The sequence below is a fragment of the Streptomyces sp. AgN23 genome (genome assembly GCF_001598115.1).
Lineage (GTDB): Bacteria > Actinomycetota > Actinomycetes > Streptomycetales > Streptomycetaceae > Streptomyces > Streptomyces antimycoticus.
Genome location: NZ_CP007153.1, coordinates 7,194,578 through 7,219,446, shown reverse-complemented (window position 1 = coordinate 7,219,446; position 24,869 = coordinate 7,194,578). Strand labels below are relative to the sequence as shown.

At 70.4% G+C, this 24,869-nt stretch carries 25 protein-coding genes and 1 pseudogene; 6 read left to right on the top strand and 20 right to left on the bottom strand.

Translation table 11 applies throughout. The features are described 5' to 3' along the window. Positions 1–10 precede the first annotated feature (10 nt). From AS97_RS31495 to AS97_RS31485, 3 genes are all read right to left on the bottom strand, one after another. Positions 11–964, bottom strand: a complete 954-nt coding sequence (locus tag AS97_RS31495; protein ID WP_086706908.1) for a methionine synthase — start codon at positions 962–964, stop codon at positions 11–13. Between the two features lie 245 nt (positions 965–1,209). Beyond that, complete coding sequence (locus AS97_RS31490) at positions 1,210–1,899, bottom strand: SDR family oxidoreductase (RefSeq protein WP_210566079.1); 690 nt, start codon at positions 1,897–1,899, stop codon at positions 1,210–1,212. Between the two features lie 164 nt (positions 1,900–2,063). Beyond that, positions 2,064–2,534, bottom strand: coding sequence for an ATP-binding protein (locus tag AS97_RS31485; RefSeq protein ID WP_210566078.1), 471 nt, complete (start codon positions 2,532–2,534; stop codon positions 2,064–2,066). A 291-nt stretch (positions 2,535–2,825) separates the two neighbouring features. On the opposite strand from AS97_RS31485, the gene AS97_RS31480 reads away from it, so the two are divergent. Further along, positions 2,826–3,680, top strand: a complete 855-nt coding sequence (locus tag AS97_RS31480) for a helix-turn-helix transcriptional regulator (RefSeq protein WP_210566077.1) — start codon at positions 2,826–2,828, stop codon at positions 3,678–3,680. A gap of 12 nt (positions 3,681–3,692) precedes the next feature. Next, positions 3,693–3,890 carry a DUF397 domain-containing protein gene (locus AS97_RS31475; RefSeq protein ID WP_210566076.1) on the top strand — a complete coding sequence of 66 codons (198 nt, stop codon included), beginning with the start codon at positions 3,693–3,695 and terminating at the stop codon, positions 3,888–3,890. 26 nt (positions 3,891–3,916) lie between these two features. Here AS97_RS31475 and tgmC read toward each other — a convergent pair whose 3' ends face one another. From tgmC to AS97_RS31450, 5 genes are all read right to left on the bottom strand, one after another. After that, positions 3,917–5,053 (bottom strand): ATP-grasp peptide maturase system methyltransferase, encoded by a 1,137-nt coding sequence (tgmC, locus tag AS97_RS31470; protein ID WP_210566075.1) that lies wholly within the window; start codon positions 5,051–5,053, stop codon positions 3,917–3,919. Then, the gene (gene tgmB, locus AS97_RS31465; protein ID WP_210566074.1) at positions 5,043–6,014 is read right to left on the bottom strand and encodes an ATP-grasp ribosomal peptide maturase; all 972 of its coding nucleotides are present in this window, start codon (positions 6,012–6,014) and stop codon (positions 5,043–5,045) included. The genes tgmC and tgmB overlap by 11 nt, the downstream gene beginning before the upstream one ends. Further along, positions 6,011–6,259, bottom strand: a complete 249-nt coding sequence (locus AS97_RS31460; protein WP_210566073.1) for a putative ATP-grasp-modified RiPP — start codon at positions 6,257–6,259, stop codon at positions 6,011–6,013. The genes tgmB and AS97_RS31460 overlap by 4 nt, the downstream gene beginning before the upstream one ends. 311 nt (positions 6,260–6,570) lie before the next feature. Next, a complete protein-coding gene (locus tag AS97_RS31455) occupies positions 6,571–7,098 on the bottom strand; it encodes a TIGR00730 family Rossman fold protein (protein WP_210566072.1) in 528 nt (175 codons plus the stop codon). Between the two features lie 332 nt (positions 7,099–7,430). Continuing rightward, the gene (locus tag AS97_RS31450; RefSeq protein WP_210566071.1) at positions 7,431–8,321 is read right to left on the bottom strand and encodes an NAD(P)-binding domain-containing protein; all 891 of its coding nucleotides are present in this window, start codon (positions 8,319–8,321) and stop codon (positions 7,431–7,433) included. Positions 8,322–8,461: 140 nt separating this feature from the next. Here AS97_RS31450 and AS97_RS31445 point away from each other — a divergent pair, with 140 nt between their 5' ends. Next, the gene (locus AS97_RS31445; protein ID WP_210566070.1) at positions 8,462–8,818 is read left to right on the top strand and encodes a helix-turn-helix domain-containing protein; all 357 of its coding nucleotides are present in this window, start codon (positions 8,462–8,464) and stop codon (positions 8,816–8,818) included. Between the two features lie 4 nt (positions 8,819–8,822). Here AS97_RS31445 and AS97_RS31440 read toward each other — a convergent pair whose 3' ends face one another. Further along, a complete protein-coding gene (locus AS97_RS31440; protein WP_210566069.1) occupies positions 8,823–10,043 on the bottom strand; it encodes a glycosyltransferase in 1,221 nt (406 codons plus the stop codon). A 320-nt stretch (positions 10,044–10,363) separates the two neighbouring features. Here AS97_RS31440 and AS97_RS31435 point away from each other — a divergent pair, with 320 nt between their 5' ends. Beyond that, a complete protein-coding gene (locus AS97_RS31435) occupies positions 10,364–11,287 on the top strand; it encodes a MerR family transcriptional regulator (RefSeq protein WP_247204549.1) in 924 nt (307 codons plus the stop codon). A gap of 57 nt (positions 11,288–11,344) precedes the next feature. On the opposite strand, the gene AS97_RS31430 is transcribed toward AS97_RS31435, so the two are convergent. The 3 genes from AS97_RS31430 to AS97_RS31420 all read right to left on the bottom strand — a co-directional run bounded on the left by AS97_RS31430 (position 11,345) and on the right by AS97_RS31420 (position 15,388). Then, positions 11,345–12,859 (bottom strand): class I SAM-dependent methyltransferase, encoded by a 1,515-nt coding sequence (locus tag AS97_RS31430; RefSeq protein WP_210567320.1) that lies wholly within the window; start codon positions 12,857–12,859, stop codon positions 11,345–11,347. 394 nt (positions 12,860–13,253) lie between these two features. Further along, positions 13,254–14,405, bottom strand: coding sequence for a tRNA 2-thiouridine(34) synthase MnmA (mnmA, locus tag AS97_RS31425; RefSeq protein WP_059144120.1), 1,152 nt, complete (start codon positions 14,403–14,405; stop codon positions 13,254–13,256). 71 nt (positions 14,406–14,476) lie between these two features. Then, positions 14,477–15,388 carry a TIGR03619 family F420-dependent LLM class oxidoreductase gene (locus AS97_RS31420; RefSeq protein ID WP_086708851.1) on the bottom strand — a complete coding sequence of 304 codons (912 nt, stop codon included), beginning with the start codon at positions 15,386–15,388 and terminating at the stop codon, positions 14,477–14,479. A 243-nt stretch (positions 15,389–15,631) separates the two neighbouring features. On the opposite strand from AS97_RS31420, the gene AS97_RS31415 reads away from it, so the two are divergent. Continuing rightward, positions 15,632–16,309: a peptidoglycan recognition family protein gene (locus tag AS97_RS31415; RefSeq protein WP_086708850.1), complete on the top strand. Its 678-nt coding sequence runs from the start codon at positions 15,632–15,634 to the stop codon at positions 16,307–16,309. 10 nt (positions 16,310–16,319) lie between these two features. Here AS97_RS31415 and AS97_RS31410 read toward each other — a convergent pair whose 3' ends face one another. Next, positions 16,320–17,753, bottom strand: coding sequence for a hypothetical protein (locus AS97_RS31410; protein ID WP_247204547.1), 1,434 nt, complete (start codon positions 17,751–17,753; stop codon positions 16,320–16,322). Positions 17,754–17,969: 216 nt separating this feature from the next. Next, the gene (locus tag AS97_RS31405) at positions 17,970–19,139 is read right to left on the bottom strand and encodes a cysteine desulfurase family protein (RefSeq protein WP_125758619.1); all 1,170 of its coding nucleotides are present in this window, start codon (positions 19,137–19,139) and stop codon (positions 17,970–17,972) included. A gap of 133 nt (positions 19,140–19,272) precedes the next feature. On the opposite strand from AS97_RS31405, the pseudogene AS97_RS31400 reads away from it, so the two are divergent. Next, a pseudogene (locus tag AS97_RS31400) lies at positions 19,273–19,554 on the top strand (alpha/beta fold hydrolase); the annotation flags it as partial. A gap of 50 nt (positions 19,555–19,604) precedes the next feature. On the opposite strand, the gene AS97_RS31395 reads toward AS97_RS31400, so the two are convergent. The 6 genes from AS97_RS31395 to AS97_RS31370 all read right to left on the bottom strand — a co-directional run bounded on the left by AS97_RS31395 (position 19,605) and on the right by AS97_RS31370 (position 24,835). After that, the gene (locus AS97_RS31395; RefSeq protein ID WP_125758614.1) at positions 19,605–20,477 is read right to left on the bottom strand and encodes an SRPBCC family protein; all 873 of its coding nucleotides are present in this window, start codon (positions 20,475–20,477) and stop codon (positions 19,605–19,607) included. Further along, positions 20,474–20,839, bottom strand: coding sequence for a metalloregulator ArsR/SmtB family transcription factor (locus AS97_RS31390; protein WP_059144114.1), 366 nt, complete (start codon positions 20,837–20,839; stop codon positions 20,474–20,476). The genes AS97_RS31395 and AS97_RS31390 overlap by 4 nt, the downstream gene beginning before the upstream one ends. Positions 20,840–20,912: 73 nt before the next feature. After that, a complete protein-coding gene (locus tag AS97_RS31385; RefSeq protein WP_059144113.1) occupies positions 20,913–21,572 on the bottom strand; it encodes a trimeric intracellular cation channel family protein in 660 nt (219 codons plus the stop codon). Positions 21,573–21,624: 52 nt separating this feature from the next. After that, the gene (locus AS97_RS31380; RefSeq protein WP_059144230.1) at positions 21,625–22,701 is read right to left on the bottom strand and encodes a dipeptide ABC transporter ATP-binding protein; all 1,077 of its coding nucleotides are present in this window, start codon (positions 22,699–22,701) and stop codon (positions 21,625–21,627) included. Positions 22,702–22,721: 20 nt separating this feature from the next. Next, positions 22,722–23,864, bottom strand: a complete 1,143-nt coding sequence (locus AS97_RS31375) for an ABC transporter ATP-binding protein (protein WP_059144112.1) — start codon at positions 23,862–23,864, stop codon at positions 22,722–22,724. Next, the gene (locus tag AS97_RS31370) at positions 23,861–24,835 is read right to left on the bottom strand and encodes an ABC transporter permease (protein ID WP_079059367.1); all 975 of its coding nucleotides are present in this window, start codon (positions 24,833–24,835) and stop codon (positions 23,861–23,863) included. Before AS97_RS31370 ends, AS97_RS31375 begins: the two co-directional genes overlap by 4 nt. Positions 24,836–24,869: the final 34 nt, after the last annotated feature.

The window sequence follows — 24,869 nt, the reverse complement described above, 5'->3', positions numbered from 1 at the left end:
CGTCCTCCCGTTACTCAGGGTTGTCCGCGAGCGATCTCGCCGCCTGGACGCAGTGGGCCAGCGCGGCGCGGGCGTACCCGGGCGACGCGCCCGCGAGCCCGCACGACGGGGTGATCACCACGGATTCCGCGAGAGTCTCCGGTGACAGCCCCAGCCTGCGCCACAACGTCCTGACACCACTGACGCTACCGGCAGGGTCCGACAATGGAGCATCGGTGCCGGGTACCGCGCCGATGAGCAGCGCCGTACCGCCTTCCACGGCCTCCCCGATCGCCTCCTCCTCACTCTCCGTGAGCAGCGACAGAGGAAAGGAGATCCCCTCCACGCCCGCGCGCCGCAGCAGCCCGAACGGCACGGCAGGCGCGCACGAGTGCACCACCACCGGCCCGCCGGCCGCCTCCACCAGAGTCCGCAGCGCGCCCTCGACCACGCCCCGGTCCACGGCGGCGTGGGTGCGGTAGCCGCTGGCGCTGCGGACGCTCCCGCGCAGCACCGAGGTCAGCGACGGCTCGTCGAGCTGCAGCACCACCTCGGCGCCCGGCACCCGGCGGCGCACCTCCGCGAGATGGGCTCGGCACCCTTCGGCGAGCGAGGCCGTCAGATCGCGGCAGGCGCCCGGGTCGCTCAGCACGACCTCACCGCCGCGCAGTTCGAGGGAGGCGGCCAGGGTCCAGGGGCCCACGGCCGACACCTTGAGCGCCCCCTGGTACCCCTGGGTGAACTCCTCCAGCGCGTCGAGGTCCTCGCCCATCCAGGCGCGGGCCCGCCGGGTGTCCCGGCCCGGCCGGTCGCTGATCCGCCAGCCGCTCGGCTCCACATGCGCGTACAGCTCGACCAGCATCCCTGCGGTGCGCCCGATCATGTCCGCGCCGGGCCCCCGCGCGGGCAGCTCCGGAAGATACGGCAGGGCCTCCAGCGACCCGGTGACGGTCTTCACTGCCTCCCGCGCGTCGCCGCCCGGCATCGACCCGACGCCGCTCGCGGCCCCCGGGCCCCAGTGGTGCGTGTTGGTGCTCTTGTCGCTCACCCGGGAAGCCTAAGCGCTCCGCTGGGGGTGCCCGGGATTCGGAGGTGCCCCCGGTACGCCGTCGGTCGTCTGCCGCGTCGTCGTGGCTGGTCGCGCCCACGCGGCGGAGCCGCACATCGACACAGCCCCGCGCCCCTGCGGGGCGCACCCGAACCGCAGCCGGCCTCCGCTGCCGAGACGACTCAGCCGCGCGGGCGTACCTGGAGGTCGGTGATCTCGGCGTCGCGCGGCAGATCGAGCGCGGTCAGGATGGTCGTCGCCACCGTTCCGGGCTCCATCCAGAGCTCCGCGTGGTATTCCCTGCCCTCCTGCTGGTGCACCTTCAGCTGCATCGGGGTGGCCGTACGCCCCGGGTAGACGGTGGTCACCCGCAGGCCGTTGCCGCTCTCCTCCCAGCGCAGCGCGTCGGCCAGCGCCTTGAGCCCATGCTTGCTGGCGGCGTACGCGGCCCACTGGGCGCCGGCGCGCAGCCCGGCGCCGGAGTTGACGAAGATGACATGCCCCTGGGCCAGCCGCAGCTGCGGCAGCAGCAGGCGGGTCAGCTCGGCGGGGGCCACGAGGTTGGCGTTGAGCTGGCGGGTCCACGCCTTCGGGGTCAGTTCACCGACCTCACCCAGGTCGACCACCCCGGCGATGTGCAACAGCGAGTCGAGCCGGTCGGGCAGCGTCTGGTGGCCCAGCGCCCAGGAGAGCCGGTCCGGGTCCGCCAGGTCGCCGACGACCGTCCGCACCCCCGGGAACCGCTCCGCCAGCTCCTTCGCCCGCCCGGCGTCCCGCGCCAGCAGCCACAGCTCCTCGCCGCGCTCGGCCAGCCGCTCGGTGACCGCCGCGCCGATGCCCGAGCCTGCCCCAGTGATCAGATGCGTTCCCATGCACCCCAGCTTGCCTCACCGCCGGACGCGCCCCGACGACGGTCCCGGCTCGGTCCCGGCTTGGCGCGATCCCATGCCCGAAACCCGGGCGGACTTCCCGCCGGGCACTCGCGTCCTGTAACGGGCGGGGCGCTCACCATAGCGGGTGACCGGGCTCCCAGCACTCAGGCAGCGAGCGCCGGGACCGGGGTCGGCGGCGGCCCGCCCCAGGACAACTCGAACCACAGCGTCTTGCCGCAGAGCCCGAACGGCTCCTCACCGATGGCGCAGCCGCCCCAGCGATCGGCGAGGACGTCAAGGATGAACAGGCCGCGCCCATTCTCCAGCTCGACCGAGTCGGCCGACGGCTTCAGCGGCTCGGGCAGTTCGGGATCGGCGTCCGAGACGCTCACACGGAGGACGGGGTGCAGCCAGAGCAGGCGCACGGAGGCGCAATTACCGGAGTAACGGACGGAATTCGTGGTCAGCTCAGACGTCAGCAGGGACGCACGCTCGACGAGTTCACGCAGCCCGTGCGCCGTCAGCACGGCGCGCAGCGTGGCCCGGACGATCCCCGGGCCACGAGGGTCACGGGGGAAGCGGAGTTCGTACTCCCAGGGCTCGGTGAACAGCAGCGGTGGCGGAAACGGGGTCACGCGGCACCTCCGGTGCGGGGGTTCGGGTTCGCGGTACGCGGTGTTCGCGGGCGCCGCCGCTCGTTGTGTCGAGTGACGCAACGGTGTCAGTGCCGTTCGCCCTCCCGGGCAGGGGCGAACGGTGCGCTTCCGTTGCAGGCGGTGGCGTGAGCGAGTAGTGCGACTCATAACGTAGGGCATCGCGAGTAACTTGTGAGTCGATAAACACAAACGAGTGAATCTCTATGCGACTCAGTAGACCGCGACATACCGCCCCTGCCACCCTTGCCACGCACAGCAGAGAGAGGGTCCATGTCACCAAGAAGCGCTCCGACTTACCGTCAGCGCCGCCTCGCGAAAGAACTCCGACGCATGCGCGAGCAGGCAGGGATCTCCATCCCACAAGCCGCCGCCATGCTCGGTGTGGACCGGACCATGATCTCTAACGTGGAGGCTGCCCGCACGAGGCTGAGCGAAGAACGGGTCCGCCAATTCGCCTGCAACTACGGTTGCGCAGATGAAGCACTTGTCGAGGCGTTGGCCTCGATGACAGGCAGCCGCCGGAGCGAGCACTGGTGGCAGGAGTACAAGGGGAAGCTGCCGGACGGCTTCCTGGATATCTCTGAGATCGAGAATTACGCCACGCGTATCCGCACGGCGCAGACGGTACACCTCCCGGGGCTGCTGCAAACCGAAGATCACGCCCGAGCGCTCTTCGATCTCGTGGTTCCCAAACTGCCGCGCCTGGAGATCGAACTGCGCGTTGCGCACCGCCTTGGCCGCCAAGGCATCTTCGACCGGGACAACCCCACCCCGTACCTCGGCATCATCCACGAGGCGGCGCTGCGGATGCAGTTCGGCGGACGAGAAGTGGCCCAGTCCCAGCTTGAGTACCTGACCGATGCCGCCGACCGCGACAACATCACACTGCTGGTGGTCCCGTTCAGCGCGGGCAGCTTCCACGGCGCCGGGCAGTCCATCCTCTACGCAGAGGGGACCGTCTCTCAGGTCGACACGGTCCAACTGGACTCAGCGTATGGGCCCCACTTTGTTGACTCCCCCACGCCAATCGCCAACTATCGTGCACTGCTGGACCTGATGGAGGGGTCCGCGCTTCCTGCCGACGAGTCGCAGAAGCTCATCCGCTCCATCGCCCGTGAGATGTGAGAGGGGCCATCAGTGCGCGAGCACACCTGGCAGCGGTCGTCGTTCTGCGGCGGCGGCGGCAACAACTGCATAGAGGTCGCCGCCGACGACAGTGACATAGCCATCCGGGAGAGTTCGGAACCCAGCGCCGTTCTGCATACCGACAGGATCGCGCTCCGCGCATTCATCTTCGGCGTCAAGCGCGGGCACCTTGACCGGTTGCTGAACTGACACGCGCTTGTCGGAGTGTTCGGCGGTCAGACGGGGAGCTGCCACTTCGGGCCCTCCGGTGAGCCGATCCATACGGTCTGGTCGAAGGGGGTGGCGGTCATCCCGAACTCCGTCATATCCGGCGCTCCCGCGTCCCGCCAGAGCAGAAGAGCCTGTTCCACTTGGTCCCAGAGACGGAGCGGCCCGTGCTGGTGCACGGTCCACTCCTCACCTTCGGGTTCCGTCCACGCCTGTGAGCCGGTCGCCACATCACGGAGGATGACGCCCGAGCCGGTGGTCATCAGCTCGGCTGAGGGTGCCGCGAGTTGGGCGACGAACCGTCCCGCCCACTCCTCCAGGAGCCCGGGGTCCAGACGCGTACGACGGGTGTCGCCGTCCAGTCGGAAGAAGGACGGGGACGGCGGCCGTTCGTGGGGGCGGGCAAGCATATAGGTGATGGTGTCGCCGGTGAACCGGCCATGGGCGGTTCCCTCGTCGTCGAGGACGAGACGAATCATTCCGGCGGCGAGCATCCAGCCGGAGATGGTGGTGGTGATTGATCCGCCCTCGTTGAGTTGCCAGAACCACGAGTGCGGGATGGACCGGACGGAGCAGGTGGCGATGATCGCGTCGTAGTCGGCGTGCTCCTTGCACCCTCTGAGTCCGTCTCCGACCGCGAGCGCCGGGCTGCATCCGGCCTTGCTCAGGTGCGCGGCGGCGGTTGCGGCGAGGGTGGAGTCGTACTCGATGCTGACGACGTTCCCGGCCCCGAGCCGGTGGCACAGTACGGCGGTGGAGTAGCCGGTGCCGGTGCCCACTTCGAGAACCTTCTGACCAGGGCGGAGTTCTGCCACCTGGGCGGTGCGCACCACAAGGGAGGGGAGAGTCGCCGAGGACGTTGGGCTGCCGGAGGCGGGGCCCGTGGCGTCGGCGGCGTCTTTCTCCTGGACCTGGGTGACCCACGTCCGGTCGGAGTAGACCATCCGTAGCCACTCGTCCTCCCCGACCTCGGCCCGGTGTACGGGTTCCCATCCAGTGCCGGTGGGGCGAAAGGCCGCAGTGCCGAGGAACAGCTCGCGGGGGACAGCGGCGACGGCGGCGCGCCATCCAGGGTCGAGGGTGGGATTGGCGGCGGCAATCTCCTCGGCCAGGGCGAGACGGAGCGCGGCGAGGTCAACGGGCACGGTGCTCTCCTGCGTACTGGAGCTGGTCGGCGACGGCGGTGACGATCTTGCCTGTGATGGGTTCAGGGAACCACGCGTATTGGCCATTTGGGTTGCACTCGTACAGCCAGATACGGGCATCCCGGTCCACGCCGAAATCGAAAGCTCCGAAGACGAGCCCGAAAGCGTCCAGATACAGGCGCACGCTCTTGGCCACTTCCGGCGGCGTATCGACGAGCGAATACGACAGAGCGTCGTAATGGCGTCGCCAGTCCAGGCCCGGCGAACCCTCGATCCGGACCGTGAAGACTTTTTCGCCCACGGCGGTCACCCGTAGATCAGCGACGGATTGCACACGTTTTTGAAACAGGTGCATGGTTTGGCCAACGCCGGCGTTCAGGTCGGCGGGATCGACTTCCTCGACCCATACCGTCAGCGCCCGGCCGTCGGCATCCTGGTAGTCCGTGCTGCGCAGTGGCTTGTAGATGACTGAGCCGTGCTCGCGTGCGAACTTCCTGACGGCGGTCTCGACATTCGTCAGGAGAGTCGGCGGGATATCAAAGCCACAACGCGCCGCAGTGGCGAGCTGGGCGGGCTTGTGCTCCGCGTCCCGGTTCCGCCATGGATGATTCACGTAGTACGCGCCAGGGAGGGAAGCGAGGATGCCTCCGAAACCGTAGCGAGCCTCTTCCCGGCACCAGCGGGCGTCCTGATCTCCCAGCCCGGGTGGAGCTGCGTAGGGACGCGGTCGGCGCCAGTAGACGGATCGAACCCTGTCAAGATCGGTGACTCGGGTTCGCGTCCGTGCGTTTCCACACAGCCCGCCGTTGTCCAGGCGGGCCACGAGGGAGATGTCTGTGGGGAAGTCGCCCGGGTCCAGGCGTACGACCGGGACCCGGCGCTTGTTCAGTTCCTCGATGACGGAATCGGCAGTTACGTCATCGACCTGCGAGACGACGAGGACAGGGCCGATAGGCGTCAATCCGTGTCGCCCTCCTGGTCACTGCCTTGATCCGGGTTGCCGTCCAGACTTGTCTTAGCCTTGGTTTCCTTATTCGTCTCGGACCTCTTGTGCTTGCCAGTGAGGGGCACGACCAGACCATCTGAGCCGATCCATCGACCGGCCTGCGTCTCCGGGTCGAGGACGACCTTCGCGGCGGGAAGGACCACTGCTTCGGGGTAATGCCTCATACGCGTCAGGCCCCACGGCACTGCTGCCACGCTCACTTCTGCCTCCGGTCACCGCCGATCTCCGGCGCACAGCGTGTCACCTTGCTCTCGCGCTTCGGTAGAGGGCATTGAGCGCTGCGAGGAACGAACACCTCAACCCAGGGGTGGCGGGCTACGCGTTCGCCAGCCTTTGGGTCAGGTCGGCGGTCGCTCGCCGGAGATGCTGACCAGATGCGCAGACGAGCGGCTGCCGGTAGCGGCGGCCTACGCGCCGGACACCCCTCGTACCCCCGGGTATCCGCAGGCAGCACCCGGGCGTCGCGCGGTGAGCGCGACGCCGCGGACGCTTGTCTCCAGCGGCACCGGCGTCAGACGGATTCCAGATACGTCATGGCCTCCACCCCGTTCTCCGCGAAGAAGACCAGGTCGCTCAGCGGCCGGGGCAGGAAGCCCTCCTTCTCCATCCGCTGGAACTGCTGCTTCAGACCGTCGTAGAACCCGGCCGCGTTGAGCAGCACCACCGGCTTGATGTGCAGCCCGTGCTTCTTCAGCTCCAGGATCTCGGTGGCCTCGTCCAGCGTCCCGGTGCCGCCGACCATGATCACGACGGCGTCGGCTCGGGCCAGCAACTCCGCCTTGCGTTCGGCGAGGTCCTTGGCGATCACCATCTCGTCGGCGTTCTCCCGGGCCTTGGCGGCGAGGAACTCCACCGAGATCCCGACCAGCCGCCCGCCGTGCTCCTGCACCCCGTCCGCCATCACCTTCATCAGCCCGACGTCGGACCCACCCCAGACCAGCGTGTGCCCGCCCTTGCCGATCAGCTCGGCGAATTCGCGGGCGGGGGCGGTGTAACGGTCGTCGAGGTCGGCGGCGGAACAGAAGACGCAGATATTCATGCGCGCCACTCTACGAGCCGGGTCGGACACCCTGACGGCTTCGCGCCGGGCGGAGTGAACTGGCCTGGTTCGGGAGCGCGACAGCGGCGGCTCCGGGGAGCCATGCGTCCACCCGGCCGCGCACGTCCCGCCACGGCGGCGGGCCGGACGGAGCCCGCGCCGGGCCCTCTGCACGCCCCCCCGCCGCCGCCCGTGCGCCCGGGGCCGTGTCTGCCCCGGCGCCGAGCGCGGCCGCAATGCCGGGGCACCGCGATACCGCGACACCGGTCCTCACCGTGACCGCGGCACCGGCCCTCACCGTGACCGCGACCGCGACCGCCGGTCGGACGTCGTCAGCTTCGCGGCCCGCGCATGCCCTCGATGATCCGGGTCCAGCTCTCCGTACCGTGGCCCTCGTCGATGACCCGGCGGTAGTGCCCTCGCACGGCGGCCGGGAGTGATGTGTCGATACCGACGGACGTCGCCGTCGCGTGGATGTGGTCGGCCGTGGCACCCATCATGATGGCGTTGCCCGCCTCGCCCGGGTGTTCGCCGGAGTCGATGCGCGCCCCGAGCTTTTCCACGCCGTCCACGGCCATCATGGCGGGCACCGCTTCGAACAGCCGCATCACCTCGGGCAGGAACTGCTCCGCGGTGATACCGGCGGAGCCGACGAGGGCGGTCGCGTGCATGAACCCGGACAACGTGGTCAGGAAGACGTCGAGCTGCGCCTGGTACATCAGCTGGGCGCGCCCCGGATCGTCGCCCAGGAAACGCGGTTCGCCGATGCGGGCGAGCGTGGTGCGGTGGGCCTCGAACGCCTCGGTGTCACCGCTGTAGTACACGTACGACAGTTCGGTGCCGACCATGGGCTCGGGAACCATCACCCCGCCCGCCACGAACGACGCCCCGTGCGACGCGGCCCATGCCGCCGCCTCTCGGGTCTTGTCGGGCGTGTCCGAGCTGAGGTTCACCACCGTGCGTCCGGCGAGTGCTCCCGTCGCCCCGTCGAGCACGTCCCACATGGCCTGATAGTCGGTCAGGCTGAGGATGACGAGATCGCTCGCGGCCACCGCGTCGGACGGCGTGGCCACGAGCCGCGCCCCCGCGGAGACGACGTTGTCGGCACGGCGCCGCGTGCGGTTCCACACCGTGACCGGGTGCCCGGCCGCGATCAGGGTACGGACCATCGCCCGGCCCATGGGCCCCAGACCGAGCACGGTGACGGGTGAGAGTGCGGGCATGAACGCTCCCCTTCAAGAGTTGGAATGTCGCTTGCCAACCACCCTCACCGCAGTCACGATCACGCGGAAGTACCCACTAAATAGTGGGGTACGCACCAGTTGGTGCGTACCCCGTCGCCGCAACGGAGCGAGGACCACTCATGGCATCCCGCAAGGGCCCTTACGTCTGCGGAATCGACGCCGCGCTCGATGTCGTCAGCGGCAAGTGGAAGGGGCTCGTCCTGTGGGAGCTGAACGCCCACGGCACCCGCCGCTACGCCGAGCTGCGCCGCGCCCTGCACGGGGTCAGCGAGAAGATGCTCACCCAGCACCTGCGCCAGATGGAGCAGGACGGCCTCATCAGCCGCACGGTCTACCCGGAGGTGCCTCCCCGGGTCGAATACACGCTGACCGAGGCGGGCGCGGCACTCAACGAAGCGCTGCAGCCGCTCGGCGAGTGGGGCCGTGGCCGGATACGCAGGGAGGAACTCGACGTCGTCGGCGATGCCGCGGGTTGATCGCTCATGTCGCCCGGCCGTCCATCCCGCCGAGATGGGCGAGCACCGCCGCGGCGCCGTCCTCCGCGGCAACGGCATGAGCCAGCTCCACCGCCCGGTGGCGGAGGGTGGGTTCGGTCAGGCAGGTTGTGATCGCCGCGGCGAGGGATTCGGGGGTGAGTTCGTCGAGTGGCAGCGGTCGGGGGGCGACTCCGAGCCGGTGCAGCCGCGTCGCCCAGAACGGCTGGTCGGCCATGGCGGGCACCGGCACAGCGGGGACCCCGGCGCGTAGTCCGGCCGCGGTGGTGCCCGCTCCGGCGTGGTGGACGACGGCGGCCGTGCGCGGGAACAGCCAGTCGTGCGGGAGGTCGCCGACCGTAAGGACGTCATCTCCGGCCGCGGTCAGCCCGGCCCACCCCGCCTGCACCACGGCACGCACCCCCGCCCGGGCCACCGCTGCCGTCACCAGTTCGCCCAGCCGCTCCCCCTCGCCCGGCGCCATGCTGCCGAACCCGATGAACACCGGCGGCGGACCGGCCCGCAGGAAGTCGACCAGCTCGGCCGGGGGCCGCCAGCCCCGGGGCCGGGCGGGCCACCAGTAGCCCGCGACCTCGACCCCGGACGGCCAGTCCGCCGGGCGTGGTACGACCAGCGGGCTGAAGCCGTGGAAGACCGGCCGGAGGTCCGCTCCCGTCGGCTGCGAGGTGGCGGGCGGCAGTCCGAGCCGGGTGCGCAGCCCCGCCACGGCCCCCGCCTGGAGCGCTCCGGCGTCCGCCAGCAGCCTCCGGCCCGCCGCCAGGTTGCCGTCCGGGCCCAGGTCGTCGCCGCCCGGCACGCCGGGCGGCGCGAACTCCCGCGTGGCACAGGCCGGTGCGAGATAGGTACCGATGACGGGGATGCCGTACGCCTCACCGGCCGTCCGGCTGAGCGCCGCCGGGCCGAAGGCGGTGAGCACCAGGTCGGCCCCGTCCGCCGCCGCCACCACCCCGTCGGCGAGCCGGTCCAGGAACGCCGCCATCGCCGCCCGCGCCTCCTCCCACGACGCGGCCTCGGCCCTGGTGCGGATCAGTTCCCGCGGATCGCCCGGCAGCGGCCGGTGGTCCAGGCCGCATCCGCCGACGAGCCCGGCGAAGGGCGGATGGGCGGCCACGGCCACCTCGTGACCGGCTGCCAGCAGGCGCCGCCCCAGGCCCGTGTACGGGGCGACGTCGCCTCGCGAACCGGCGGTCACGATCAGAATCCGCATGGATGATCCTCCTCGGCGAGTGCCGCCCGGCGCATACTCGGACGGCGGCGTTCGCCACGGACGCTAAGGGCTCCTGCGCGGGGGAGGTTCAAGCGGCGGTGACGGGCGGCACGCACGACGGGAACACGGGCGCCGCACAAGGCGGGAACACGGGCGGCACGCACGGCGGAAACACGGGCGCCGCACAAGGCGGGAACACGGGCGGCACGCACGGCGGAAACACGGGCGCCGCACAAGGCGGGAACACGGGCGGCACGCACGGCGGGAACACGGGCGCCGCACAAGGCGGGAACACGGGCGGCACGCAGGGCGGAAACACGATGGGCATCGGCGAGTTGGCCGGGCGCACCGGACTGCCGGTGAAGACCATCCGCTACTACTCGGACATCGGGCTGCTGCCCGAGAGCGCACGCACCCCGGGCGGCCACCGCAGATACGCCGCGGACGCGCTGCCCAGGCTCCGGCTGATCCAGCGCCTCCGTGCGCTCGGCACCCCCATCGCCGCGATCGCCCCGGTCATGGCGGGGGAACGCTCGCTGGCCGAACTCGTCGTGCGCGAACTGGACGCGGTCCAGGAACAGTTGCGGGAGGCGACATGGCGCCGGGAGGTGCTCCGCGCGCTGGACGACTGCCCCGCGCCGGAACGCTCGCGCCGCCTCACCCTGCTCGCCGGGGTGGGCAGCCCGGACGACGCCCACGATCGGCTGGTGCGGTACTGGCGCTGGGCGCTCCCGGCCGGTCTGCCGCGCCGCCTGGCCCAAGCCGTCATCGACGGCGCGGTGCCCGCGCCACCGGCCGACCCGACCGCCACGACCGTACTCGCCCACGCCGAACTCCACGCCCTGGCCACCGCGGACGACCGGCGCCGGCAACCGCAGCCGCACCAGGTCGGCGACGTGGCGTCGTTCTACGCCGGTCTCCTGGACGCCTGCGCACTGGCGGGCGAGGCCCTGGTCTCCGGCTGTCCGGAGCGGCGCGCCGAAGCGCTCGGCCACTTCGTGCGCGCCTACGCCCGCGTCGACGGCCATGACGACACACCGGCGTTCCGCGCGCATCTGCGCGCCCTGTTCCGTCGCGGCACGCGCGCCGGTTCGTTCTCGCTGCGCTACTGGCGACAGGCCCTCGCCGTCACCGGCGGGACTCCGTCGCCGTCCGCGGCCTCCGGCCAGGGACACCTCGCGGCACCGCTCGCCGCCCTGCACCAGCAGGTCTCGGGCCTCTCCCTGACCGCGAACACCGGGTGAGCGCCCGGGGGTGGCCGGTGGCGGGACGGGCCCGCCACACCGGCCACCCGGCGGGGATCAGCGGGTGAAGTGGAAGATGCCCCAGGTCACATGGCGGTTTGTGCCGCCGTCGACCCAGTTGCTGAGGCCCTTCTTCATATGGGTGAGGTAGTCGGCGCTGACGTGTTCCGTCAGGCCGTCGGCCTCCTGGCGGCGGGTTTCTTCCAGCACCCGGGCGTAGTGGGTGATCAGTTGCTCGCGGTGCTCCTGGAAGCCGCCGGCGACCTCGGTGAAGCCGAGCCGCGCCAGTTCATGGCGGTAGAACTCGGGCGACCCCATGGTCTCCAGATGGATGCGGTCCAGGATGGGTCGGAGGGTTTCGGCGGGGCAGCCGTCGGCGGCCATGGGGTCGGTGAAGATGAGGTGACCGCCGGGGCGCAGGACGCGGGCGGCCTCCTCCAGGGGGCGGGCGCGGTTGCCGCTGTGCAGGAACGCGTCCTGGGACCAGACGACGTCGACGCTGTTGTCCGGCAGCGGGATCTGCTCGAAGGAGCCGTCCAGCACCTCGATGGCCTCGGTCAGCCCCCGCTCGGCGTTGAGCGCGCGATGGCGCTCGTTCTCCACCTCGCTGAGGTTGAGCGCGACGACACGGCAGCCGTACGTCTCCGCCAGATAGCGCGCGGAGCCGCCGAAGCCCGCCCCGAGGTCGAGGACGACGGACGACTCGGTGAGGTCGAGCTTTCCGGCCATCCGGGCCACGGTGCGCCTGCTGGCCTCGGCGATCGGCTCGTCGGGCCGGTCGTAGATGCCGATGTGGATGTCCTCGCCGCCCCAGACATGCCAGTAGAAGGCGTCGGCGTCCGAGGAGTTGTAGTAGTCGCGGGCGGTGCCGACGGCTCCCGCGTACTCCCCCTCGCCGGTGGCCGGAGCGGCCGGTCCGGCCGGCTCGTCCGTCGCGATGTATTCCTTCTCCGCGACGTGGATGAAGAAGTCGGGCCGCTCCGTCCGGTAGGTGTGCTGGAAGTCGCCGTACGTCTCGATCCGCTGGAAGCCGACCTCCTGCATCAGCCTGCGCGTGTAGTCCTTGCGCAGCGGAAACATGTTGAGGTGGTAGACGGATTCGTCGGGGAAGCTGTAGCGCATGCGCACCAGCCCCTCGTCCACGTACTCCGGTTCGACGGCGACGTCTTCTCCGCAGTAGTAGTAGACGTGCTTGCTGCTGTAGCCGCGATCGAGGATCGCGTCGTAGTTGCGTTGGTCCAGGACCAGGATTCCGTCGTGCTTGAGCATGGCGTAGAACTCCGCGAGCGCCTTGCGCCGGTCGCGCTCGGAGAACAGATGTGTGAAGGAGTTCCCGAGGCAGACGATGGCGTCGTACTCGCCGTGGGCGTCGCGGTTGAGCCAGCGCCAGTCGGCCTGGACGACGCGGAGAATGTGGTCACCGTGCTTGAGCCCGTTGGCGAACGCCTGGGCGAGCATCTCGCCGCTGCCGTCGGCGCTCACGGTCTCGAATCCGGCCTCGAGGAGCCGGACCGAATGGAAGCCGGTCCCCGTGGCCACGTCGAGGACCTTCTTGACGCCGCGCTCGCGCAGCAAGTCGATGAAGAACGTACCCTCGCTCTCCGACCTTCGGTCCCAGTCGATCAGCGAGTCCCACTTTTCGACGAAGCTGGGTACGTACTCCTCTGTGTAGTGATCAGTGTCCCTGACATCAACTGGATTGTTGCCAAATTTCTGTACAGGTTGCGCAGAAATAACGGAACCTCCGGTGCTGAGACAGCGGACCACGGCACCCGTGTCCGCGTGGCGCATTCCCAGATTCACGTGACGCATGCCACCGGAATGGCCGGGCGCACGTTAATTTCAGAGAAACTGATTGCACCAAACGGAGATAATCCACCCCATCCTGACTTTCGGCTTCTTTCTTGCCAAAAGGGGATATTGCCCCTTGTTGAAAGGGGATATCCTCCGGGGCCCGGCGGCCTGTCTAGGAGGCGACCGCCTGGGCGCGCTCGGTCGTGGCGATGGTGGCGGAGCCCACCACCCGGGTGTCGTCGTAGAGCACGATCGCCTGCCCCGGGGCCACGCCCCGCACCGGCTCGGCGAAAGTCACCCGCAGCCCGGATACCCCGATCGGCTCGGCTGTCACCTCGGTCTCGCCGCCATGGGCGCGCAGCTGGGCGGTGTAGCTGCCGGGGCCCACCGGAGGGGCTCCGCACCAGCGCGGCTTGATGGCGGTCAGGGCGGCCACGTCCAGGGCCTCGACCGGGCCGACCGTGACCGTGTTGTCCACCGGGGAGATGTCCAGGACATAGCGCGGCTTGCCGTCAGGCGCCGGGTGGCCGATGCGCAGCCCCCGGCGCTGGCCGATGGTGAAGCCGTACGCGCCCTCGTGGGTGCCCAGCTTCTGCCCGTCCTCGTCGACGATGTCGCCCTCGGCCGTACCGAGATGACCGGCCAGGAAGCCCTGGGTGTCACCGTCGGCGATGAAGCAGATGTCATGGCTGTCGGGCTTCTTGGCGACCGCCAGGCCCCGCCGCTCCGCCTCGGCGCGGATCTCGTCCTTGGTGGTCAGGGTGTCGCCGAGGGGGAACATCGCGTGGGCGAGCTGGCGCTCGTCGAGCACGCCGAGCACATAGGACTGGTCCTTGGCCATGTCGCTGGCGCGGTGCAGCTCACGCGAGCCGTCCGCATGCTCCACGATCGTGGCGTAGTGCCCGGTGCAGACGGCGTCGAAGCCGAGGGCGAGCGCCTTGTCCAGCAGCGCGGCGAACTTGATCTTCTCGTTGCAGCGCAGGCACGGATTGGGGGTACGGCCCGCCTCGTACTCGGCGATGAAGTCCTCGACCACGTCCTCGCGGAAGCGCTCGGCGAGGTCCCACACGTAGAAGGGGATGCCGATCACATCGGCGGCGCGCCGGGCGTCCCGCGAGTCCTCGATGGTGCAACAGCCGCGGGCGCCGGTGCGGAACGACTGCGGGTTGGCGGAGAGCGCGAGATGGACGCCGGTCACATCGTGGCCCGCCTCGGCCGCCCGCGCGGCGGCGACCGCGGAGTCCACACCGCCGGACATGGCGGCGAGAACGCGCAGCCGACGGCCGTCGCGGGGACCTGTGGGCGCACCGGGGAAGTCAGTCATAACCCGACCAGCATAAGTCGCTCCCCACGCGACGACTAAATGGGTGAGTAGCGGTCGGCCACCGCCCCCGGTCAGCTCGCGCGGGCCTCCTCCAGCACCCGCTGGACGAGGTCCAGGGTCTGGTCGGCGTCCTTCCCGAGATAGATCAGATCGACGAAGGCGTGCTGGACGCCCGCCTCTCGCTCGGCCCGGACCAGGGTGGTCGCGATGTCGTCCACGGAGGCGTCGGCGCTGGGGTTGACGCGCAGGATCGCGTCGAACGCCACCGGGTCCCGGCCCTCCCGCTCGACCGCTTCCCGCACCCCGCGCAGCCCCTCGGCGAGGGTGGCGATGGGGTCGGGGGCGCCGGGCGGCGCGGGGACGACCGCGATGGGCAGCCAGCCGTCGGCGCGCCGGGCCACCCGGCGCATGGCCGCGGGTGCGAAGGCGGCGAGGTAGACGGGCGGATGGGGGCGGGAGGCCGGTTTGAGGTCCACATGGGAGGCGGGCACGGTCCAGTGGTCCCCGCGGTACTCGACCGGGTTGCGGGTCCACCAGGCGTCCAGCGCGTCGAGGCATTCGTCGAGGCGCCGGCCGCGCTCGGCCATGGGGATGTCGACCGCCTCGTACTCCTCGGGGGACCAGCCGGTGCCGAGCCCGACCAGCAGCCGGCCCGCGCTCAGCAGATCGACGGTGGTCAGGGTGCGGGCGAGCACCGCGGGCGGGTACCAGGGCGCGTTGATGACATCGGTGCCGAGCTGGACCCGCTCGGTGGCCGCGGCGGCGGTGGCCAGCACGGTGAAGGGATCCAGCGCGGCGCGGAATTCCGGCGGGATCACATCGGTGCCCGCGTAGCCGACGATCGGGTCCACCGGGGCGAGCAGGCGGTCCCCGACCCACAGGCTGTCCGCGCCGAGCTCCTCGGCCCGGCGGGCGAACCGCGCGATGTCCTCGGGGTGGTGGGCCAGCGGCCCGAACTGGGGAAGGGCGAATCCGATGCGCATACCGTCAGCTCCTCGTCGAGCGGATGGACACATTCCGGTGAACACGTTCCGGTGGACACGTTCCGGTGGACACGTTCCGGTGGACACGTTCCAAGGTACGGAGCCCCGGAAACAGCGATGACTCAGAGACAGTTCAACGTTCATCTACCCGGGCGGCCAGAGGGCCGCCGCTCGGAGCGAAGGCTTCTGGCCATGATCCCGGCGGCCGGAACCGGATGCCCTCCCCCGCGCGTTGAGCGTTCCGTGAGCGAGAGCACCACCGGCGGTGGACGCCGCGTCAGCAGGCGCACCCTCCTCATCGGGGGCTCGGCGGCCGGGCTCGGCGCGGCCGGGGTCGCGGGCTATGCCGCGCGGGACGAGCTGTCCCGGATGTGGTGGCGGCTGCCCGGGATCGAGAAGCCGCGCAAGGCGGGCGCGGTCGACCAGCCGGGCGCGGAGTGGATCGCGGCCTCGGGGGCGAACTGGCGGTGGGCCGACCGGCCGGACGACTACACCATCGACCGGGTGGTGATCCATGTGGTCCAGGGCAGCTACGACGACGCGGTGCGGGTCTTCCGGGACCCCGGACACCGCGCCGCGGCGCACTATGTGGTGCGCCGCGACGGGCATATCGCTCAGATGGTGCGCGAGCTGGATGTGGCGTTCCACGCGGGCAACCGCCCGTACAACGAGCGCAGCATCGGCATCGAGCACGAGGGATTCGTGAGCAAGCCGAGCTCCTTCACGGACGCGATGTACCGCGCCTCGGCACGGCTGACCGCCTCGATCTGCGAGCGGTACGGCATACCGCGGGACCGTGAGCACATCGTCGGCCATGTGGAGGTGCCGGGCACCGATCACACCGACCCGGGCCGCCACTGGGACTGGGACCGCTATATACGGGCGGTGCGAGCGGTGCGCGTGGCGCGGACGGCGAAGTGACGGACCTGACTCAGGCTCCGAAGACGATGGCGAGCGGACGGCCCGCGCTGTCACGGCTGGGCCTGCTCGCCCGGCTGTCTCCGATGTAGAGCTTCTTGCCGGCGTAGATCATGGTGCACTCCCCATAGGTGTCCAGATCGGACTCCACGTCCTTCATGTCGTCCGGGTGGGTCTGGAGCGTCTCCATCTCGAAGGTCTCGGGGTCGACGCGCACGACCCCGCCGGCCTCGCTGTACATGGAGCCCAGATAGGCGATCAGGGAACCGTCGTCATCGGTCTGGATGGGGATCAGCGACCGGCTCTCCGCCATCTTCGTCTTCCCGGTCTCCTTACCGGTCTTCAGATTCAGGCCGCTGATCCGCTCCCCCGGGCCGCCGTGGTCCACATCCACCTCCGAGGAGAGGTACAGGGTGCCGCTCGCCCTGTCGAATGCGAGCTCGGTGCAGCCCTCCACGCTCGTGGCCGGGCAGTTGGGCTGGTATCCCTTGGCCAGGACGTCGACCGTGCTGAGCAGCTTGCCCTGCTTGCCGCTGTCGTCGATGGTCAGGATGTCCGTGGTGCCCGTCCCGGCGTCCGAGTCGCCGGTGTCGACGGCCACGACGAGCGGCGCGGTGGAGATCACATGCGCGTATTCGACCTTCTCGTCCAGCTTGTAGGACGAGGTCACCTCGCGGGTCTTCGGGTCCACCGTCTGGACCTCCAGCCGCTCGGTGCTGGAGTCCTCGCTGTCACAGCCGCGGATCGCGACGATCTTGTCGTCGCCGCCCGCGTAGCCGTTGTCGTCGCAGTCCGCGAGGTAGGCCGGCTTCCACAGCGGCTTGCCGTCCAGCGACCAGGCTCCCCCGCCGCCGGTACCGCCCGCGGCGACGGTGCCACCGCCGATGGTGACCTCGTCGAACTGCACCCCGGCGTTGCCCTCGCTGTCCGACCCCTCCTTCTGCCAGACCAGCTTGCCCTTCTTCAGGTCGACCAGCCCGACCCGGGTGCACTGCGCGTCCTCCCCCGCGCCGTCCCGGAACAGGACTGCGGTCAGCCCCTCCTTGGTCATATGCGGTGAGGCCCAGCAGAGCTGCCCGCCGAGCGGTATCTCCCACCGCGACTTGGCACCGTCGAGCGAGTAGCCGACGATCTTGTTGACGTCGCCCTTCACAAAGGTCGTGTCCGTGACCCAGGTGCCCATGGTGTTGGTCTCCTTGCCGACCTTCGGCATGGCGACCTTGCCCAGCGTCTTCGCCTGGGCACCCTGGGACGACCCGCCGTTCTGACCGCCGTCGTCATCGTCTCCGGACCCGCAGCCGGTCACCAGGGCGACCGCGAGGGCTCCGCCCACGATCAGCTTCAGGGCGGGCTTGGCACGCCGCCCCCGCGACGGCGGCCGCTGCGCCCCCTGCGACTGCGGGGGCTGGTGCGACGGGTGGTGCGGCGGCAGCGAAGGCTGCGACATCGATGAACTCCTGGATTTCCCCGTGAAGAAAACCTGTGCGCTTTCCGCGCATGCCAGGTCCGTTGACGGGGAAATCCTTTCCCACGGCTCTCCGCCATTTCAAGCGGAGAAGAGTGTTCCGTAGGTTATGTGAAATGGCCGCCAGGACAATTCGAATTCCGTGGTTATGATGTGGCGGTCCGGGGGCGGAGACATCGGCCGATGCCCCGCCCCCGTTCAGCTGAGCCCTGCCCCGCGCGCCCGCTCCACCGCCGGGCCGATCGCCTCCGCGACGGCCTCGACATCGGCTTTGGTCGAGGTGTGGCCGAGCGAGAAGCGCAGGGTGCCGCGGGCCAGGTCGGAGTCGCTGCCGGTGGCCAGCACCACATGGCTGGGCTGGGCGACACCGGCCGTACAGGCCGAGCCCGTCGAGCATTCGATGCCCTGCGCGTCCAGCAGCAGAAGCAGCGAATCGCCCTCGCAGCCGGGAAAGGAGAAGTGGGCATTGGCGGGGAGCCGACCCGCCGGATCGGGGTCGCCGCCGAGAACCGCGTCGGGCACGGCCGTACGGACGGCGGTGATCAGCGCGTCGCGCAGGGCACCGATCTCGCGGGCGAACTCCTCGCGGTGCTCGATGGCGTACGCACCGGCGACGGCGAAGGCGGCGATGGCCGGGGTGTCGAGGGTCCCGGAGCGCACCTGGCGCTCCTGGCCGCCACCGTGCAGGACGGGCACCGGCGTGTGCTCACGGCCGAGCAGCAGCGCACCGATGCCGTAGGGGCCGCCTATCTTGTGGCCGCTGACGGTCATCGCGGCCAGCCCCGAGCCGGCGAAGTCGACCTCGATCTGGCCGAACGCCTGGACCGCGTCGGCATGCAGCGGAACGCCGAATTCGGCGGCGACCGCGGCGAGTTCACGGACCGGCTGGATGGTGCCGATCTCATTGTTGGCCCACATGACGGTGGCGAGGGCGACGTCCGAGGGATCGCGGACGATCGCCTCGCGCAGCGCGTCGGGGTGGACCCGCCCGAGGGAGTCGACCGGCAGCCATTCGACCCGGGCGCCCTCGTGCTCCGCGAGCCAGTCGACCGCGTCGAGCACGGCATGGTGCTCCACGGGGCTGGCGAGCACCCGGACGCGGGCCGGATCGGCGGCCCTGCGGGACCAGTAGAGCCCCTTGACCGCGAGGTTGTCGGCCTCGGTCCCCCCGGCGGTGAAGACGACCTCGCTCGGGCGGGCACCCAGCGAGGCGGCCAGGGATTCACGCGACTCCTCGACGGTACGACGGGCACGCCGGCCGGCGGCGTGCAGCGAGGAGGCGTTGCCCGTGACGGCGAGCTGGGCGGTCATCGCCTGCACCGCCTCCGGGAGCATCGGAGTGGTGGCGGCGTGGTCGAGATAAACCATGGTGGCCTCGATTCTACGAGGCATTGTGGGGTGCGTAGCGGGCGCGCGGGCGCACGGTCGTTCCACCGCCTCTTTCGCACCGCGTCGCGAGGGCCCTCGACAGCGAAGGTAAGGACCGTCTACGTTTTTACTCATGACAGCCACCGAGCGGAAGACCGAGTGGACGCTGGACCGCACCTACCGCAGTTCCTCCGGCGAGGTCCGCTGGGCCGCGCTCGGCGAGCCGGACGCGCCGCCGGTCGTGCTGCTGCACGGGACGCCGTTCTCGTCGTACGTGTGGCGGGGCGTCGCCCGTGCGCTGGCCGACCGGCACCGGGTGTTCGTCTGGGACATGCCGGGCTACGGGGCCTCCGAGAAGCGGGCCGGCCAGGACGTCTCGCTGGCCGCCCAGGGCCGGGTCTTCGGCGAGCTGCTCGACGCGGGCACCTCCCGGCGGTAGCGGGGGGAGGAACGATTGCCCGCAACCTAGCCCTTCAGAAGTTCGGCGGCCAGGAGGCCGATGTGGTGGCGCCATGCCCGCTGGGCTTCGGTGCGTTCCGCTTCCGCGTCCGCCGGGCCCGTCTGGGTCAGGATGAGGCGGGCGCCGTGGCCGGTGCCCTGGGTGAGCTCCCAGCGGACCGTCCCGGCGGGGCGGCCGTCGCGCTCCCAGGCGTAGGCGAGCACCCGGGGCGGATGCGCCTCGGTGATCGGGCCCGCCGGGACCGCGTCCGTACGGAAGCCGAAGGGGACCGGCGCCCCGACGGCCGGTTCTGGGGTGTCGTCGGCCGGGCCGGCCAGCGTCCGCCAGGCCGTCTCGGCGGGGCGGACCAGCTGGCGCTCGAAGCGCAGCCGCCAGCCGCCGTCCTCGGTGGTCTCCACCGCCCCCTCGGCCAGGCCGAACGCCTCGACGTACTTCTCGTGCAGTTCGGCCATGTCGCCGTGGACGATCTCCTCGCCGCCCAGCAGGGCCGCCAGCCCGGTGATGCAGGCGTGCCAGCCGGAGGCGAAGCTGGCCGCGCCGAAGCGGTCGCCGAAGGTGTGGGTGAGGGTCAGCACACAGCCGTCGCCTTCGGGGCGCAGCTCCCAGCGGAGCTCGTCCTCGCCCCAGGTGAAGGTGAAGACATGGGGCGGGTCGAGCTCGGTGACGACGCCGTCCATGTCCGGGGCCTCGCGCCCGGGGAAGACGAAGCCCATCCGGCCGCCGACCTCGAGCTCGACCTGGACCTCGGAGGGGAACCAGTGGACGAGCTGGGCGGGGTCGGTCAGCGCTCGCCAGACCTTCTCCGGGGGATGGGCGAGCCGGCGCTCCAGGCGCAGGGCCGAGCGGCCGCCGCCGGTCCGGGCAAGGGTGTCTTTCATGGCGCTTCTCCGTCGGGTGCGTCGGGTACGGCGGGTACGCCGGTCGCGTCGGGGGAATCCGGCATCGTGTCCAGGTGTCGTTCGAGCGCGTCGAGACGGTCGGTCCACAGCCGACGGTACGGCGCGAGCCAGGCGTCCACCTCGGCGAGCGGCTCCGGGCAGAGTTCGTACCAGCGGCGCTGGGCGTCCCGGCGGACCCGCACCAGACCCGCCTCGCGCAGCACGCGGAGGTGCTTGGAGGTGCCCGGCTGGGTGAGCCCGAGATGCTCGGTCAGCTCACCGACCAGGCGGGGCCGCTCCAGCAGGAGGTCCAGGATCTGCCGACGACTCGGCTCCGCGAGCACATCGAACGGTATGGCCATGGCCTCAACATAACGCCTCGGCTATATAACCGCAAGGGCATTCACGCTGCGTGCAGCCCGCGCCCCGAACCCCTCAGCTCTCCTCCGTCGCCGTACTGCGCCGGTTCCACGCCCGCGGCGCCCGCCAGCCGAACCGCATCGCCAGCAGCCGCACCACAAACGTCACGGCGGCCGCGAGCGCGCTCGTGGCCGCCGTGAGGGCGTCGAAGTGGAGCAGCAGCGCCGCTATGGAGGAGCCGAGGATGGCCGGGACGGCGTACAGGTCCCGGTCCCAGCGCAGCAGCGAGGGCACCTCATGGGCGAGCAGGTCGCGGATCACGCCGCCGCCGACCGCCGTGGCCATACCGAGGGTGACCGACGCGGTGACGCCGAGCCCGAAGTCATGCGCCTTCATCGTGCCCTCGACGCAGAACAGTCCGAGGCCCGCCGCGTCGAAGACCCCCACCGCCGCCGTGATCCGCTCGACCTCGGGGTGGAGGAAGAAGACGATGCCGGTGGCCACGAGCGGGGTGAGGAAATAGCCGAGATCGGTGAAGGCGATGGGCGGCACCGCGCCGATCACCAGGTCGCGGAAGATCCCGCCGCCCAGCGCGGTGGCCTCGGCGAGCACCGCCATGCCGAAGACATCGAAGTTCTTCCGCACGGCGAGCAGCGCGCCGGACATCGCGAAGACGAAGATCCCGGCGACTTCGAGCGCGTGCTGGACGGACGGGGTGAACAGTTCGATGAGCACCCGACATTGTTATCCGCGGATGCCCCCGGTCCCGTCCGGCCCCCGCCCCGTCTCAGCCTTCGGTCTTCTTCGTCACCTTCTGTGCCGCCTCGGCACCGGGCTTCTCCTGCGGCGCCTGGTCCGCGGCGTTCTCCGGGTGATGGCAGGCCACCTGGTGGCCGGTGGCCAGCGTCACCAGCGGCGGCTCCTGGCTCTTGCACACCTCGGTCGCCTTCCAGCACCGGGTGTGGAAGCGGCAGCCGGACGGCGGGGAGATCGGCGAGGGCACATCGCCCTTGAGCAGGATCCGCTCCCGCTTGGCGCGCCGCTTGGGGTCCGGCACCGGCACCGCGGACAGCAGCGCCTTGGTGTACGGGTGCATGGGACGCTCATAGAGGTCCTTGCGGTCCGCCAGCTCGACGATCTTCCCGAGGTACATCACCGCGATCCGGTCCGACACATGGCGGATGACCGACAGATCGTGCGCGATGATCACATACGTCAGGCCCAGCTCGTCCTGGAGGTCGTCCAGCAGGTTGACCACCTGCGCCTGGATGGACACGTCCAGCGCCGAGACCGGTTCGTCGGCGACGACCAGCTTGGGCTTGAGGGCCAGCGCCCGGGCGATGCCGATGCGCTGCCGCTGGCCGCCGGAGAACTCGTGCGGATAACGGTTGTAGTGCTCGGGGTTGAGCCCGACCAGCGCCAGCAGCCGCTGGACCTCCGCCTTGACGCCGCCCTCCGGGGTGACGCCCTGCAGCCGGAAGGGCGCGCTGACGATCGCGCCGACGGTGTGCCGGGGGTTCAGCGAGGAGTACGGGTCCTGGAAGATCATCTGGACGTCACGGCGCATCGGCCGCATCTGAGCGGTGTTCAGATGCGTGATGTCCTTGCCCTCGAACTCGATCTTGCCCGAGGTGGGTTCCAGCAGCCGGGTGACCAGCCGCCCCATGGTGGACTTGCCGCAGCCCGACTCGCCCACCACGCCCAGGGTCTCCCCCGGCCGGACGTCGAAGTCGAGCCCGTCGACCGCCTGCACCGCACCGGCCTGCCGCTGCAGCAGCCCCTTCTTGATGGGGAAGTGCTTGACCAGACCCGACACCTTGAGCAGGGGCTCGGGCGACGTCGTCGCCTTCTCCGGGACCGTCATCTTCGGATCCTTCGTGTCGGTCACAGCTTCGGCGCAATCTCTTCGGTCCAGATCCGGGTGCGCTCCTCCTGCGACATATGGCACGCGGAGAAGTGCCCGCCGCCCCCGGCCACCCTGAGCTCCGGCCGCTCGGTGCGCGTGATGTTGTCCTTCGGCACATCGGCGTACGGGCAGCGCGGGTGGAAGGCGCAGCCGGACGGCACATTGATGAGGCTGGGCGGGGAGCCCTTGACCGGGATCAGCCGCTCGGTCTGGTCGCGGTCGATACGGGGCATCGAGCCCAGCAGCCCCCAGGTGTACGGGTGCTGGGGCTCGTAGAAGACCTTCTCGGCCGGGCCGCGCTCGACACAGCGGCCGCCGTACATCACCAGCAGATCGTCGGCGAGCTCGGCGACCACGCCCAGGTCATGGGTGATGACGATGACCGCGGAGCCGAACTCCTTCTGCAGATCCCGGATGAGGTCGAGGATCTGCGCCTGGACGGTGACGTCCAGGGCGGTGGTCGGCTCATCCGCGATCAACAGCTCGGGGTTGTTGACCAGCGCCATCGCGATCATGGCGCGCTGGCGCATACCGCCGGAGAACTCGTGCGGATAGCTGTCCACGCGCTTGTCGGGCTGCGGGATGCCGACGCGGTCCAGCAGCTCGATCGCCCGCTTGCGGGCCACCTCCTTGGTGACCTCGTTGTGCACCCGGTACGCCTCGATGATCTGGCGGCCGATGGTGTAGTACGGGTGCAGCGCGGACAGCGGATCCTGGAAGATCATCGACATCTCGCGGCCGCGCAGCTTGCGCACCTCGTCGGGGTCGGCGCCCAGCAGCTCCTGGCCGTTGAGCCAGATCTCACCGGAGATCCGCGCCTTGCGGCGGCCGTACTGCCCGGCGGTGTGCAGCCCCATGATGCCGAGCGAGGTGACGGACTTGCCGGAGCCGGACTCGCCGACGATGCCGAGGGTCTTGCCCTTCTCCAGCCGGAAGCTGAGCCCGTCCACCGACTTCACCAGACCGTCGTCGGTCGGGAAGTGGACGTGCAGATCGCGCACCTCGAGGAAGGCGGTGGGGGCGGGCGAGCCCGCCGCGGCCACCTCGCCCACGGCGGCGGTGCCGGTGGCCGGCGGCTCGCCGTTCCCGGGCTGTCCGGAGGGCTTGGTCAGGTCGGTCATCCGAGCCTCACTCGCGGGTCGATGACGGCGTACAGGAGGTCCACGACGAGGTTGGCGATCACGATGAAGACGGCCGCGATCAGGGTGACGCCGAGGATGACCGGCAGGTCCTTCTCGGTGATCGCGTTCACCGCGAGCCGCCCGAGGCCGGGCAGGTTGTAGGTGGTCTCGGTCAGGACCGCGCCGCCCAGCAGCGCGCCCAGGTCGAGGCCGAGCAGGGTGAGGACCGGGGTCCAGGTCGAGCGCATCGCGTGCCGGCCGATGACCACCCGTTCTCGCAGGCCCTTGGCGCGGGCGGTGCGGATGTAGTCCTCGCCCATGATCTCCAGCATGGTGGCCCGGGTGAGCCGGGCGTACATCGCCGCGTAGAGGAAGGCAAGCGTGATCCACGGGAGGATCAGGCTCTCGAACCACATCGCCGGATCGTCACCGAGCCCCTTGTAGTCCACGTTGACCCACTTCAGCGAGTAGCTGAAGATCGCCAGCGAGAGCAGACCGGTGAAGTAGATCGGCAGCGAGACACCGGCCAGCGCGACCGTCATCGCGGAGCGGTCCCACAGGGTGCCCCGGCGCAGCGCGGAGACGACGCCGGTGGTGATGCCGCCGACCAGCCACAGCAGGCAGGCGCCCGCGGCGAGCGAGAGGGTGACCGGCATGGCGTCGGTGAGCTGCGGCCACACCGCCTGCTCGGTGCGGAAGGAGTAGCCGAAGCAGGGCGCCGGGCAGTGGGTGACGTCCGTACCGCTGGCGTAGTCCCGGCCGACGAAGAGGCCCTGGACGAAGTGCCAGAACTGCACCAGGACCGGATCACCGAGGCTGAGCTTCTGCCGGATGCCCTCGATGGCCGCGGGGTCGGCCTGCTTGCCGACGAACAGCAGCGCGGGATCGGAACCGGCCCACTTCGGGATCACGAAGAAGATGGCGAAGGTCGTAAGGGTGACGACCAACAGCATCACGACGACGGCGAACAAGCGCCGGATGAGATAAGCAAGCACTGTGCGCGGC